7 protein-coding genes and 3 rRNA genes are annotated in these 14006 nt (G+C 67.8%); 8 read left to right on the top strand and 2 right to left on the bottom strand.

What is annotated here, in order from left to right; genetic code table 11:
* Positions 1-57 precede the first annotated feature (57 nt).
* Together AC1DZC_RS13335 and AC1DZC_RS13330 are read left to right on the top strand one after the other, a co-directional pair.
* Positions 58-807, top strand: a complete 750-nt coding sequence (locus AC1DZC_RS13335; protein WP_477043610.1) for an alpha/beta hydrolase — start codon at positions 58-60, stop codon at positions 805-807.
* Positions 804-1532, top strand: coding sequence for an alpha/beta fold hydrolase (locus tag AC1DZC_RS13330; RefSeq protein WP_477043609.1), 729 nt, complete (start codon positions 804-806; stop codon positions 1530-1532). Before AC1DZC_RS13335 ends, AC1DZC_RS13330 begins: the two co-directional genes overlap by 4 nt.
* Here the strand turns inward: AC1DZC_RS13330 and AC1DZC_RS13325 are convergent.
* Positions 1512-1970 carry a hypothetical protein gene (locus tag AC1DZC_RS13325; RefSeq protein ID WP_477040012.1) on the bottom strand — a complete coding sequence of 153 codons (459 nt, stop codon included), beginning with the start codon at positions 1968-1970 and terminating at the stop codon, positions 1512-1514. The two genes, AC1DZC_RS13330 and AC1DZC_RS13325, sit on opposite strands and share 21 nt — an antisense overlap.
* Before the next feature lie 39 nt (positions 1971-2009).
* Positions 2010-4151, bottom strand: a complete 2142-nt coding sequence (locus AC1DZC_RS13320) for a coiled-coil domain-containing protein (protein ID WP_477043608.1) — start codon at positions 4149-4151, stop codon at positions 2010-2012.
* A gap of 227 nt (positions 4152-4378) precedes the next feature.
* Here AC1DZC_RS13320 and AC1DZC_RS13315 point away from each other — a divergent pair, with 227 nt between their 5' ends.
* The 6 genes from AC1DZC_RS13315 to rrf all read left to right on the top strand — a co-directional run bounded on the left by AC1DZC_RS13315 (position 4379) and on the right by rrf (position 13994).
* Positions 4379-6106: a hypothetical protein gene (locus AC1DZC_RS13315; RefSeq protein ID WP_477043607.1), complete on the top strand. Its 1728-nt coding sequence runs from the start codon at positions 4379-4381 to the stop codon at positions 6104-6106.
* Positions 6103-7101 carry a DUF8094 domain-containing protein gene (locus AC1DZC_RS13310; RefSeq protein ID WP_477040015.1) on the top strand — a complete coding sequence of 333 codons (999 nt, stop codon included), beginning with the start codon at positions 6103-6105 and terminating at the stop codon, positions 7099-7101. The genes AC1DZC_RS13315 and AC1DZC_RS13310 overlap by 4 nt, the downstream gene beginning before the upstream one ends.
* A gap of 64 nt (positions 7102-7165) precedes the next feature.
* The gene (locus AC1DZC_RS13305; protein ID WP_477040016.1) at positions 7166-8107 is read left to right on the top strand and encodes a co-chaperone YbbN; all 942 of its coding nucleotides are present in this window, start codon (positions 7166-7168) and stop codon (positions 8105-8107) included.
* Positions 8108-8717: 610 nt separating this feature from the next.
* Positions 8718-10239 (top strand): 16S ribosomal RNA (locus AC1DZC_RS13300).
* 448 nt (positions 10240-10687) lie between these two features.
* A 23S ribosomal RNA gene (locus tag AC1DZC_RS13295) occupies positions 10688-13795 on the top strand.
* Positions 13796-13877: 82 nt separating this feature from the next.
* Positions 13878-13994 (top strand): 5S ribosomal RNA (gene rrf / locus AC1DZC_RS13290).
* Together the 16S, 23S and 5S rRNA genes form the textbook arrangement of a ribosomal RNA operon.
* The last annotated feature ends 12 nt before the right edge of the window (positions 13995-14006 follow it).

Below are 14006 nucleotides of genomic sequence, written 5' to 3'. Positions count from 1 at the left end.
CTCCTGCGCCGAGGTCCGCCTGCACCGTGTTGCCGAACCGGCAATAGGCTCGTCGTGATGAGCACCGAAGCGCACCCCATCCGTTCTCTGACGGTCCTTCCCGCGCACCGCGAGGACGTCGAGCTGCACACCGCGGACGGGCTGACGCTCGTCGGCGAGCTGGCCGTCCCGGCGCGCAGCGCACCCGTCGCCACGCTCGTGACCCTGCACCCGCTGCCCACACACGGCGGCTACATGGACTCGCACATCTACCGCAAGGCGGCCTGGCGGCTGCCGGCGATGGCGGACCTGGCCGTCCTGAGGTTCAACACCCGGGGCACGACGAGCCCGCGGGGAACCAGCGCAGGTGCCTTCGACGGCGGGGTGGCAGAGCAGTACGACGTCGCCGCGGCCATCGAGTTCGTCGAGTTCCACGACCTGCCGCGGCCCTGGCTGGTCGGCTGGTCGTTCGGCACGGAGCTCGTCCTCATGCACGGGCGCGACCCCGCGATCGAGGGCGCGATCCTGCTCTCGCCCCCGCTGCACCGCGCGACGGACGCCGACCTCGACGCCTGGGCGGCGTTCGGCAAGCCGCTGGTCGTCCTGGTCCCCGAGCTCGACGACTACCTGCGTCCCGACGAGGCCCGGGAACGCTTCGCGCGCGTCCCGCAGGCCGAGGTGATCGGCGTCGAGGGCGCCAAGCACCTGTGGGTGGGGGAGTCGGCGGTGCGACGGGTCCTGGACGAGATCGTCGGCCACGTCCTGCCCGACCACCCGCTGCCCCTGCCCACGCACTGGGCGGGCGAGACCGTGGAGGCCAGCGCATGACCCCGCTCCTGCTCCTGCACGCGTTCCCGCTCGACCACCGCATGTGGGACGGCGTCGAGGTGCTGCTCACGGGCTTCCCACGCGTCTTCGCGCCGGACCTGCCCGGAGACCTCGTCCACCAGGAGCCGTCGCTCGACGCCGTCGCCGACGCCGCCGCCGAGCAGCTGCGCGCGGCCGGGATCGACCGGGTTCTCGTCGGTGGCCTGTCGATGGGCGGCTACATCGCGCTCGCGCTGCTCGAGCGCCACCCGGACCTCGTCGCGGGGCTCGCCCTGATCGACACCAAGTCGACCGCCGACGCGCCGGAGGCGCACGCGAACCGCCTTCGTGTCGCCGACGAGGCCGAGGCGTCGGGCACGGTCGACGTCGTGCGCCCCATGAGCGGCGTGCTGCTCGGCGAGACCACGCGGGCTGTGCGCCCCGAGGTGACCGCGACGGTCGACGGCTGGATCGGCGAGCAGGACCCGGCGGCTGTCGCCTGGTGCCAGCGGGCGATGGCGGCCCGCCCCGACCGCACGGCGGTCCTGCGGGCCTTCGACGGACCCGTCATCGTCGTCGTCGGCGACGAGGACACCGTCACCCCCGTGGCCGCCGCCGAGCACATGGCCGACGCGGCACCGCAGGCGCGTCTGATCGTCGTCCCGCGGGCCGGGCACCTGACCGCGATCGAGGACCCCGCCACCGTGGCGGACGCGCTCGGAGCGCTACTTGCCCAGCAGGCGTGAGAGCGCCGCGGACAGGTCGATCGACTCGCCGTCCTTGCCGCCCGCGCCGAGCACGAGCGTCGGCTCAGAGGGAACCGGCGTCACGCCCTTGAACCGCGCGGACAGGCTGCCGGGCACCGTCAGGATGTAGAAGTTCCCGGCGGTGTCGATCGCGACCGTCTCGTCCTTGCGCAGGTACCAGCCGGTCAGCGGCGTCTTGTACCGCGTCCCGCCGTCGTAGCTGCGCGCCCGGAGCTCGACGGGCTGCGGACCGAACCGCTGACCGTTCACGCGGCGCAGGAACGACGCGATCTGCGCACGTGCGGCGGCAGCCTCGGCCGCCTGGCGCGTGGCCAGCACCTCTTCGTGCGCCGCAGCGGTCGCCCGCTGCTGCTCACGCCAGGTGGCCGCCGCGTTGTCAGCGGGCGCGCTGGGGTTCGAGGGGGTCTGCTCGGACAACTGTCGGTCTCCGGTCTGTGAGTACGCGGCGCTGCAGTCTCAGCGGGTCGGCGCGGGCGCGTCGTCCTTGCCAGAAGTGTGCTGGTCGTGAGACTCGGAGTCCGTGGACGCGTCCGACTTCACCTCAGGAGTCACCTGTTCGGGTGAACCGTCGTCGGACGGACCGCCCTGCGCCGGCACGTCGGGAGCGGGGTTCGACGACGCCGCGGCCGCTGCCGCCGAGACCGGGGCCGGCCGCGACTTGGACGGTCGGGCCGCCGGTCGCGCGGGCTTGGTGGACGGCTTGTCGTCCTTGGCCTCGGCCTTCTTCTGCTCCTCCTCGAACGCGGCCTCGGCGCGCGACGCCCGCTCGAGCGTGGCGCGGTCCGGGTTGTGCCCGAGCAGGTTGCGCAGCTCGTCCAGGTAGGACGTGATCGACTCGCGCTGGCGGTTGAGGTCCTCGACCTGACGCGCGGCGGACGTCCGCTCGCGCTCCGACTCGGTCATGGCGTCCGAGATCTGCTTCTCGGCGTGCTCGCGAGCCTCCGCGACCACCCGGTCCGCGTTCTTGCGCGCGTTGGAGAGGAGCTCCTTGGCGTGCGTCTCCGCGTCGGTCCGGACCTTGTCGCCCTGCGCGAGCGCCTTGGCCACCCGCTGCTCGGCCTCGGACGCGTGCGCCTCGGCGTCACGCACGAGGCGCTCGGTGTCGGCGCGGGCCGTCTCGTGACGCTCGGCGTCCTCGCGCTCGGCGGCCTCGCGACGCGACGCGATCGACAGCTCGGCGTCCGCGAGCTGCTGCTCGGCGGAGCGGACGAGCTCGTCCGCGTTGGTCTTGGCGTTCGTCGTGAGCTCGGCCGCGGCGCGACGAGCCTCGGTGAGCGCCCGCTCGACCTCGAGGCGCGTGCGCTCCCGGAGCTCGGCCGTCTCGCGATCGGTCGAGGCGCGCAGCTCGGCGGTCTCGCGGTGCGTGACCTCCTGCAGCTCCTGCGCCTCACGGTGGGTCACGTCGCGCAGGTTGCTGGTCTCCTGGGCGGCCCGTTCGCGCAGCTCGGTCGTCTCGCGCTCGGCGGTCGCCCGCAGGTCGGCGGCGTACCGCTCCGCGTCGCCACGCAGCGCGACGACGGCCTGCTGGGTCTCGGTGCGGAAGGCGGTCATCTCGTCGGCGGCCGCGGCGCGCAGCTCGCTCGTCTCGCGCTCGGCCTGCGCCCGCACGAACGCGGAGTACTGCTCGGCCTCGACCCGCAGGGCGGCGACCTCGGCCGCGACGCGCTGCTGGAGCGCCGCGCCGTCCCGCTCGGCGGCGGCGCGGACGCCGTCCGCGTACTCCTGGGTCTGCAGACGCAGCGACGTGACCTCCTCGGCGGCCTGCTGACGCAGGGCCGCGACCTCGGCGGCCGCGTCCGAACGCTGCTGCGCGACGTAGCGGTCGACGTCGGCGCGCTGCGTCGCGAGCTCGGTCTCGACGCGCTGCCGGAGCTCGGTGGTGTCGGCGTCGGCGCTCTGGCGCAGGTCCTGGGCGTAGTGCTCGGCGTCCTCGCGCTGCGCGGTGGTCTCGGCCTCGCTGCGCGCACGCAGCTCGCTGGCGGTCCGCTCCGTCGCGATCCGCAGCTGCGTGGCCTCGTGCTCGACGCTGGCGCGCAGCGTACCGAGCTCGCGCTCCAGCGAGCTGCGACGCTCGCTCTCCTCGGTCGTGATCGCGCTCTGGATGCGCGCGGCCTCGCGCTCGGCCGACCCGACGAGCTCCTCCGCCCGGCGCTGGGCGGCCGTGAGCGTGCTCTCGGCCTCGGAGGCGGCCGTCGTCTTGACCTCGTCGGCCTCGCGACGAGCGGTCGCGATGAGCTCGGCGACCTCGTTCTCGGCGCGGGCACGCAGCTGGCCCGACGACAGCTTCGCGCGGGCCAGGGCGTCGGCGGCCTGGGCGTTCGCCTGCGTCACGACGTCCGAGGACTGCTCCTCGGCGGAGCGCAGCAGCTGCTCGATCCGCGAGCCGAGCCCGGAGTACGTGGGGCGCTCGGCCTCGCGCAGCTGACGGTGCGCCTCGGACAGCTCGCCGGCCACCTGCATGGCCCGTCCGTCGAGCTGCTCGACCTGGGCGCGCGCGTCCGCGAGGGCCTTCTCGAGATCGGTGAGTCGAGCGTCGACGGCTTCGCGTTCGTATCCGCGGAAGTTGACGACGGGGAAGGGGGTCCGGGCGTCGGGCACGAGCGATCCTCCTGGGCACTGTGACTCCGGGGAGCCGCCTCGGTCGAGACGCTCTGTGACAACCGGAGCCCGCGCCAACGATACGCGTCTTCACTCGCCCGTGGTCAGCACGGATGCGCGCAGTCATGCTCCCGGCCCAGGCGCCGGGCGTCTTCGGAAGTGCCCCGGTTCGGTCGTGACGTGCTGCTCTGCCTATCCTGGGGCTTCTCGTCCCTGGAGGATCCTGCGTGGTGAAGCGACTGATCATCGCCGCCGTCGGCGTCGTCGGACTGGTCGTCATCGGTCTCGGCGTGGCCTCGGCGACGGTGTGGAGGGCCGACGACATCCTCGTCGCCGGGACCTCGGACGGACCCCACACGCTGGTGACCGAGCCGGGGGTGCTCGAGCTCGGCGGCGATCCCGTCACCGTCAAGGTCACGGTTCCCGACAAGGGTCAGGTGACCCTCGCGATCGGTCGCGACACCGACGTCGAGGGCTGGGTCGGCACCGAGGCGTACGGACAGGTCACCGGGCTGGACAGCTGGCACGAGCTCGCGGTGACCGGCGTCGAGGACACGACCCCCGAACCCTCGCCGGAGGCCACCGCGTCGGACCCCGCCGCCGCCGCGCCGCCCCCGACGCCGACCCCCACCCCCGACGCCGAGGCGGACTCGGCGACGGCCACCGATCCCGCCGGGTCGGACCTCTGGGTCGCCCAGTCGACCGGCAAGGGGTCGGCATCGCTCGAGTGGCCGCAGCAGGAAGGGCGCTGGAGCCTCATCGCCGTGAGCACGGGCAAGTCCGCGCCGAACCTGACGCTGGCGTGGCCCCGCGAGGTGACCACACCGTGGCTGTGGCCCGCCGTGGTCGGCGGCCTGGTGCTCGTCCTGCTCTCGGGCTGGCTCCTGTTCCGGGACGTCTACCGGCACCGCAAGGGTCTCGACGAGGAGTGGCACCCGGTCACCACCGGCGCGATCCCCGCGGTCCTGGCCGAGGACGTCGACGCGATCCCGGTGCTCACGCGGCGCCAGATGCGTGAGGCCGCCGCGGCTCGTGGTGCGCGGCCCGCCCCGCGCACCGGCCAGGTGCCCCAGGTGTCGCCCCCGCTCGACGACGCGGAGGTCCGCACCGCGACCACGCCCGTCGACGGACCGCCGACGAGTCGCCGCGCGTTGCGCAGCGGCTCGCCCCAGACCTCGCCGACCGCGGTCGTCCCTGCGGCCTCCGATGCTGACCCGACGACGTCGGCCGCGGCCGCGGCGTCGGCCGCGCGGGCCTCCTCGGCCACCCCCACCCCGACGGCACCTGCGTCGGGCAGCTGGACGCCCGCGCCCCGTCCGACGGGGATGCCTTCAGGCTCGCCGGTCGGGGCTCCCGCGGGTTCGCCGGCTGGGCCCGCCTCCGGTTCGCCGACTGGCTCTGCCTCCGGGTCGCCGTCCGGCCCTGCCTCCGGCTCGCCGGTCGGGGCTCCCGCGAACGGTTCGACACCGACCGACGCCGAAGTTGCCCACGACCGCCGTCCGTCCTGGCTGAGCACCCCGACCGGTGCGACGCCCGCGACGGGTCCCGCGGCGCCCGCGCAGGGCGCGTCCGCGACCCCGGTCGCCCCGTCGGCGAAGGTCCCGCCTCCGCCGGTGGGTCCCGTCGTGCCCGGTACCGCCATCTCGTCGCCCGGCAAGGCGGCACCCGCGCCGACCTCCGGACCGGGATCGGTCCGCGGGGCCACAGCCTGGGCCACGGTCACGGCGCCCACCCCCGAGGTGCGGTCGGCCGAGACCGACCCGCACGCGGGCCGCCCGGCGTGGCTGGCCACGACGACGCCCGAGGCACCGCAGGAACCGGCCGCCGGCGGATCGCGGGCAGACGCCTGGCGCCGTGCCTGGGGTCTGCCCCCGACCGAGGGGGAGTCGACCTCGACCTCTGCCTCGACCTCGCCCGAGAACGACCAGACCGACGAGCAGGAGGACGGCCGATGATCCGCCGCCCGCGCCGCCGCGCCGCCGTCCTCGCCGTGACCGCCCTGTTCGCGCTCGCGGCGTGCGCGGAACCGCTGCCGCAACCCGCACCCGCACCGGTCCCCGCGGTCGCCCCGCCGGCGACGACGGTCGGGCAGTCGGACAACGTGCTGGGCGACCTGGGGGAGGTGCTCGCGGCGGGTGACGCGGCTCTCGACCCCGCGCTCCTGCAGCCGCGCGTCTCGGGTCCCGCGCTCGCCATCCGCGCCGCGGAGTACATCCGCGCCAAGGCGACGGCCAACGCGAAGCCGCCGACGGTGATCCCGACCAAGGCGCAGGCGCTGATCCTGCCGCAGACGGACGCGTGGCCGCGGACGCAGCTGGTGGTGACCGAGCAGCCGGACGACCTGCAGGCGCCGCGCATCCTCGTGCTCCAGCAGAACGCGCCGCGCGACCAGTACCACCTGTGGGGCTGGGGCCGGATGGGCCAGGGGATCCAGATGCCTCTGACCGCTGCCCCGGAGACCGGCAGCGCGGTGCTCGCCGCGGACGCGACGGGTCTCGTCGCCACCCCGACGGACGCCATCGCGCAGTACTGCGACGTGCTCGCCAACGGCACGGCTTCCCCGTACGCAGCGGCGTTCGCACCGGACGCGTTCCGGACGGGCATCGAGGCGGCCCGCGCGACGACCGCCGCAGGGGTCAACACCGCCGGGACGGCGACCGAGACCTACACGCCCGCCCCCGCGCCGATGACCAGCCTCGCGACCGTGGACGGCGGCGCGATCGTCGTCAGCGAGGTCACCACCGTGTCCACCGTGCTGCTCACGGCGGGCGGCACCGTCCGGATCGACGACCCGTTCTACGCCGCCCTCACCGGGAAGCCCTCGGCGTCGGCCAGCTTCGTCCGCACGTTCACCGACGTCGTGATCATGTACGTCCCCCCGGCCGGCAGCACGGGCCTCATGCAGGTCCTGGCCGCCGAGCACGCCATCACCGCGGTGACCGCGGACTGAGTTTTCGGGCACTCTGTGTCCAGGCCCTCGCACTCCTCCCGACCCGCACGAAGGACCACGTCGCATGTCCCAGCCCACCGGACCCCGCCCCCGCCTCGACGTACGCGGTGCGATCGACCTGTCCTCGCTCGCGCGTCCGGCCACGCCGCCGCCGGGCGCCCCGGGCGGGCTGCCCGCTCCGGGCGCCTACGTCGTCGACGTGGACCAGGCCACCTTCCCGGCGCTCGTGCAGAGCTCTACCGGGCATCCCGTCGTGGTCGTGCTGTGGGCGGCGTGGAGCGAGGTCAGCACCGCGGTCGCGGCCGACCTCGCCGCGCTCGCCGACGAGGACGCGGGCCGGTGGCTGCTCGCGCGGATCGACGCCGACGCCAACCCGCAGATCGCCCAGGCGTTCCAGGCGCAGTCGGTGCCGACCGTCGTGGCCGTCCTGGCCGGCCAGCCGCTGCCGCTGTTCCAGGGCGCATACCCGCGCGACCAGGTGCGCGAGGTGCTGGACCAGGTGCTCGCCGCGGCCGAGGCCAACGGGATCACGGGCCGGGTCGCGCCGAACGTCCCGGGAGCCGACGCCCCCGAGGCCGAGCCCGAGCCGGAGCTGCCGCCGTTGCACCAGGCCGCGTACGACGCGATCGAGCGTGACGACCTCGACGCCGCCCGCGCCGCGTACGAGCAGGCGATCAAGGAGGACCCGCGCGACGCGCTCGCCCGGGCCGGCCTCGCCCAGGTCGGACTGCTCGACCGCACCCGGGATGCGGACCTCCAGGCGGCACGCACCGCGGCGGCCGCCGACCCCAAGGACGTCGACGCGCAGCTGGCGGTCGCGGACCTCGACATCCTCGGTGGAAAGGTCGATGACGCCTTCGGGCGGCTCGTCGACCTGCTCCGCACGACGTTCGGTCCCGACCGCGAACGCATCCGCCTGCGCCTCGTCGACCTGTTCGAGGTCATCGGCTCCGACGACCCCCGGGTCGTCGCCGCGCGGCGGGCCATGGCAAACGCGCTCTACTGAGACGTTTGTGCAGGTCAGGGCACTGAAGGGCGTGGTGATCCGCGTCACGCGACCGTGATTTGCCCTCCGGCCGCTCTGCCCGTACTGTTCTCGACGTCGCCCGGCAGGGAGGAACGGACACCGAGGATCGAACCTCGATGGCTGGTCCCCCGGACGACACCCCCGGAAGCCCCGACCGACGATCACATCGCCGGTCATCGGGAGCGTCCGGGAAGTGGAGCTCCGACTCCTCAACCCGATGAGCTGAAGCTCGGATCTGGTCTCGATCAGGTCTGGGACGAAGTTTGACGGGGAGGGTCAACTCCGCTAAGTTAGAACGGTTGCCTCCGGCCAGGTTGAAGGACCTGAATGGATGCGCGTCTGTTCCTTGAGAACTCAACAGTGTGCCAAATAGTCGATGCCATATGGCTTGCTATCTGAGATGTTCTGGGCCGGTGGTCTGGGGTGTTGATGGTGGTGGGTCTTGGTTGAGATGGGTGTCGTTCTTCTACCTCCGTGGAAGGCGATGCCACATACAGCCGAATCTGATTGGTTCGCCGGGTTGAACCGGTGGGACCGTTTCGTTTTGTCGGTTGCTTCAGCGCTTTGGTGTTGGGGTGCCATGTAGACATTTACGGAGAGTTTGATTCTGGCTCAGGACGAACGCTGGCGGCGTGCTTAACACATGCAAGTCGAACGGTGATGACCAGCTTGCTGGTCTGATCAGTGGCGAACGGGTGAGTAACACGTGAGCAACCTGCCCTTCACTCTGGGATAACCACGGGAAACGGTGGCTAATACCGGATACGAGACGCACACGCATGTGTAGTGTCTGGAAAGATTTATCGGTGGGGGATGGGCTCGCGGCCTATCAGCTTGTTGGTGGGGTAGTGGCCTACCAAGGCGACGACGGGTAGCCGGCCTGAGAGGGCGACCGGCCACACTGGGACTGAGACACGGCCCAGACTCCTACGGGAGGCAGCAGTGGGGAATATTGCACAATGGGCGCAAGCCTGATGCAGCGACGCCGCGTGAGGGATGACGGCCTTCGGGTTGTAAACCTCTTTCAGCAGGGAAGAAGCGCAAGTGACGGTACCTGCAGAAGAAGCGCCGGCTAACTACGTGCCAGCAGCCGCGGTAATACGTAGGGCGCAAGCGTTGTCCGGAATTATTGGGCGTAAAGAGCTCGTAGGCGGTTTGTCGCGTCTGCTGTGAAAACCTAAGGCTCAACCTTGGGCTTGCAGTGGGTACGGGCAGACTAGAGTGCGGTAGGGGTGACTGGAATTCCTGGTGTAGCGGTGGAATGCGCAGATATCAGGAGGAACACCGATGGCGAAGGCAGGTCACTGGGCCGCAACTGACGCTGAGGAGCGAAAGCATGGGGAGCGAACAGGATTAGATACCCTGGTAGTCCATGCCGTAAACGTTGGGCACTAGGTGTGGGGCTCATTCCACGAGTTCCGTGCCGCAGCAAACGCATTAAGTGCCCCGCCTGGGGAGTACGGCCGCAAGGCTAAAACTCAAAGAAATTGACGGGGGCCCGCACAAGCGGCGGAGCATGCGGATTAATTCGATGCAACGCGAAGAACCTTACCAAGGCTTGACATACACCGGAAAAGTGCAGAGATGTGCTCCCCGTAAGGTCGGTGTACAGGTGGTGCATGGTTGTCGTCAGCTCGTGTCGTGAGATGTTGGGTTAAGTCCCGCAACGAGCGCAACCCTCGTCCCATGTTGCCAGCGGGTTATGCCGGGGACTCATGGGAGACTGCCGGGGTCAACTCGGAGGAAGGTGGGGATGACGTCAAATCATCATGCCCCTTATGTCTTGGGCTTCACGCATGCTACAATGGCCGGTACAAAGGGCTGCGATACCGCGAGGTGGAGCGAATCCCAAAAAGCCGGTCTCAGTTCGGATTGGGGTCTGCAACTCGACCCCATGAAGTCGGAGTCGCTAGTAATCGCAGATCAGCAACGCTGCGGTGAATACGTTCCCGGGCCTTGTACACACCGCCCGTCAAGTCACGAAAGTCGGTAACACCCGAAGCCAGTGGCCCAACTCGTAAGAGGGGGAGCTGTCGAAGGTGGGACTGGCGATTGGGACTAAGTCGTAACAAGGTAGCCGTACCGGAAGGTGCGGCTGGATCACCTCCTTTCTAAGGAGCATCTGGCACTGGCCGTCCCTGTCATGGGGTGCGGTGATGGTGTCCAGGCCCGTTGTCCCTGCCGAACGAGTGGGGGACGGTGCTCAAGGGTGGAACATCGACTATGGCCGGCTTTCGAGCTGGTGGCGCCTAGTACGCCGCARCCCTTCGGGGTTCGGGTGGGAACGGTGAGCTGCCAGGGAGRGGGTCGGCTGGGCATGCTGTTGGGTCCTGAGGGAACAGCCGGAAGGTTGTTGTCTCGGGGTCGCTACACACGCGGTCTGCATCTTCGGGTGCGGGTCGGGGTGTGAGGGACTGCGGGCTGGTACCGCTCGGTCGAACCGCCCACCACGAGCCAGAGATGGTTTGGGGTGGGTAGGCGCTGGGGTGAGGGTGCCGGAGCCGGTCGTAGCTTGAGAACTGCACAGTGGACGCGAGCATCTTTTTGAATGATCTTTGTGGTCAAGTTTATAAGGGCACAGGGTGGATGCCTTGGCACTAGGAGCCGAAGAAGGACGTTGTAGCCTGCGATAAGCCTCGGGGAGTTGGCAAACGAACCGTGATCCGAGGATGTCCGAATGGGGAAACCCCGCACGAGTCATGTCGTGTGACCCGCACCTGAATATATAGGGTGTGTGGAGGGAACGGCGGGAAGTGAAACATCTCAGTACCGCCAGGAAGAGATATTCCGTGAGTAGTGGCGAGCGAAAGCGGATCAGGCCAAACCGTGTACGTGTTCAAGCCGGCAGGCGTTGCGTGCACGGGGTTGTGGGACCTTTCAGCTGGTTCTGCCGAATCAGCAGGGAGTCAGAAAGTCGCGTCATAGTCGAAGGGCATTGAAAGGCCCGGCACAGAGGGTGTGACCCCCGTAGACGAAATGGCGTGGCCTCCCGAAGGGGATCCCAAGTAGCTCCGGGCCCGAGAAACCTGGAGTGAATCTGCACAGACCACTGTGTAAGCCTAAATACTACCTAGTGACCGATAGCGGACAAGTACCGTGAGGGAAAGGTGAAAAGTACCCCGGGAGGGGAGTGAAATAGTACCTGAAACCGTGTGCCTACAATCCGTTGGAGCCTCCCTAGCAGGGGTGACAGCGTGCCTTTTGAAGAATGAGCCTGCGAGTTAGTGGTACGTGGCGAGGTTAACCCGTGTGGGGAAGCCGTAGCGAAAGCGAGTCCGAATAGGGCGATTCAGTCGCGTGCTCTAGACCCGAAGCGGAGTGATCTAGCCATGGGCAGGTTGAAGCGCGGGTAAGACCGCGTGGAGGACCGAACCCACCAGGGTTGAAAACCTGGGGGATGACCTGTGGTTAGGGGTGAAAGGCCAATCAAACTCCGTGATAGCTGGTTCTCCCCGAAATGCATTTAGGTGCAGCGTCACGTGTTTCTTGCCGGAGGTAGAGCTACTGGATAGCCGATGGGCCCCACCAGGTTACTGACGTTAGCCAAACTCCGAATGCCGGTAAGCCAGAGCGTGGCAGTGAGACTGCGGGGGATAAGCTCCGTAGTCGAGAGGGAAACAGCCCAGACCACCAGCTAAGGCCCCTAAGCGTATGCTAAGTGGGAAAGGATGTGGAGTTGCACAGACAACCAGGAGGTTGGCTTAGAAGCAGCCAYCCTTKAAAGARWGCGTAAYAGCTCACTGGTCAAGTGATTCCGCGCCGACAATGTAGCGGGGCTCAAGTATACCGCCGAAGCTGTGGCATTCACACATCGCTAAGCCTTCGTGGTTCAGGCGTGTGGATGGGTAGGGGAGCGTCGTGTGGCGAGTGAAGTCGCGGGGGAACCCAGCGGTGGACGCCACACGAGTGAGAATGCAGGCATGAGTAGCGAATGACGGGTGAGAAACCCGTCCGCCGAATGACCAAGGGTTCCAGGGCCAGGCTAATCCGCCCTGGGTAAGTCGGGACCTAAGGCGAGGCCGACAGGCGTAGTCGATGGACAACGGGTTGATATTCCCGTACCGGCGAAGAACCGCCCATACCGAGCCCGGTGATGCTAAACGCCCGAAGCACCGCATCGTCCCTTCGGGGACACCGTGGTGTGGAGCGCGTGACCCGAACCGGTAGTAGGTAAGCGTATTAACAGGGGTGACGCAGGAAGGTAGCCGAGCGTGGCGATGGTAGTCCACGTCTAAGGTCGTAGGGCGAGGTGTAGGCAAATCCGCACCTCATACAGCCTGAGAGCTGACAGTGACCGCGAATGCGGGAAATCGGTGATCCTATGCTGCCAAGAAAAGCCTCGACGCGAGGTTCTAGCCGCCCGTACCCCAAACCGACTCAGGTGGTCAGGTAGAGAATACCAAGGCGATCGAGAGAATCGTGGTTAAGGAACTCGGCAAAATGCCCCCGTAACTTCGGGAGAAGGGGGGCCTGAAGCGTGAACCGACTTGCTCGGGGAGCGTGAAGGGCCGCAGAGACCAGGGAGAAGCGACTGTTTACTAAAAACACAGGTCCGTGCGAAGTCGCAAGACGATGTATACGGACTGACGCCTGCCCGGTGCTGGAAGGTTAAGAGGACGGGTCAGCCGCAAGGCGAAGCTCAGAATTTAAGCCCCAGTAAACGGCGGTGGTAACTATAACCATCCTAAGGTAGCGAAATTCCTTGTCGGGTAAGTTCCGACCTGCACGAATGGCGTAACGACTTCTCCGCTGTCTCAACCGCGAACTCGGCGAAATTGCACTACGAGTAAAGATGCTCGTTACGCGCAGCAGGACGGAAAGACCCCGGGACCTTTACTATAGCTTGGTATTGGTGTTCGGTGCGGCTTGTGTAGGATAGGTGGGAGACTGTGAAGCCGGCACGCCAGTGTCGGTGGAGTCAACGTTGAAATACCACTCTGGTCGCTCTGGATATCTAACCTCGGTCCGTGATCCGGACTAGGGACAGTGCCTGGTGGGTAGTTTAACTGGGGCGGTTGCCTCCTAAAATGTAACGGAGGCGCTCAAAGGTTCCCTCAGCCTGGTTGGCAATCAGGTGGCGAGTGCAAGTGCACAAGGGAGCTTGACTGTGAGACTGACAGGTCGAGCAGGGACGAAAGTCGGAACTAGTGATCCGGCGGTGGCTTGTGGAAGCGCCGTCGCTCAACGGATAAAAGGTACCCCGGGGATAACAGGCTGATCTTGCCCAAGAGTCCATATCGACGGCATGGTTTGGCACCTCGATGTCGGCTCGTCGCATCCTGGGGCTGGAGTAGGTCCCAAGGGTTGGGCTGTTCGCCCATTAAAGCGGTACGCGAGCTGGGTTTAGAACGTCGTGAGACAGTTCGGTCCCTATCCGCTGCGCGCGCAGGAAACTTGAGAAGGGCTGTCCCTAGTACGAGAGGACCGGGACGGACGAACCTCTGGTGTGCCAGTTGTTCCGCCAGGAGCACGGCTGGTTGGCTACGTTCGGAAGGGATAACCGCTGAAAGCATCTAAGCGGGAAGCCTGCTTCAAGATGAGGTTTCCATGGGGACTTGATCCCCGAGAGGCTCCCAGCTAGACCACTGGGTAGATAGGCCGGATGTGGAAGAGGGGACGAAAGACCCTCGCAGCTGACCGGTACTAATAAGCCGACAACTTCATCACATTCATTCAAGTCAATGTGCTACGCGTCCACTGTGCGGTTCCCGAGAGACGAACGGGAACCCGTTTGACAACTCGACAACGTTACGGCGGTCATAGCGAAGGGGAAACGCCCGGTCCCATTCCGAACCCGGAAGCTAAGCCCTTCAGCGCCGATGGTACTGCACTCGCCAGGGTGTGGGAGAGTAGGACGCCGCCGGACATCATTCAGGAA

It is taken from the genome of Cellulomonas sp. P2_B4, from assembly GCF_056404795.1.
This window is presented reverse-complemented; position numbering and strand designations above follow the sequence as displayed.

Excerpts from the sequence above, each read along its gene's own strand:
- AC1DZC_RS13305 (WP_477040016.1), top strand. The coding sequence starts at position 7,166 with ATGTCCCAGCCCACCGGACCCCGCCCCCGCCTCGACGTACGCGGTGCG.
- AC1DZC_RS13335 (WP_477043610.1), top strand. The coding sequence starts at position 58 with ATGAGCACCGAAGCGCACCCCATCCGTTCTCTGACGGTCCTTCCCGCG.
- AC1DZC_RS13330 (WP_477043609.1), top strand. The coding sequence starts at position 804 with ATGACCCCGCTCCTGCTCCTGCACGCGTTCCCGCTCGACCACCGCATG.
- AC1DZC_RS13310 (WP_477040015.1), top strand. The coding sequence starts at position 6,103 with ATGATCCGCCGCCCGCGCCGCCGCGCCGCCGTCCTCGCCGTGACCGCC.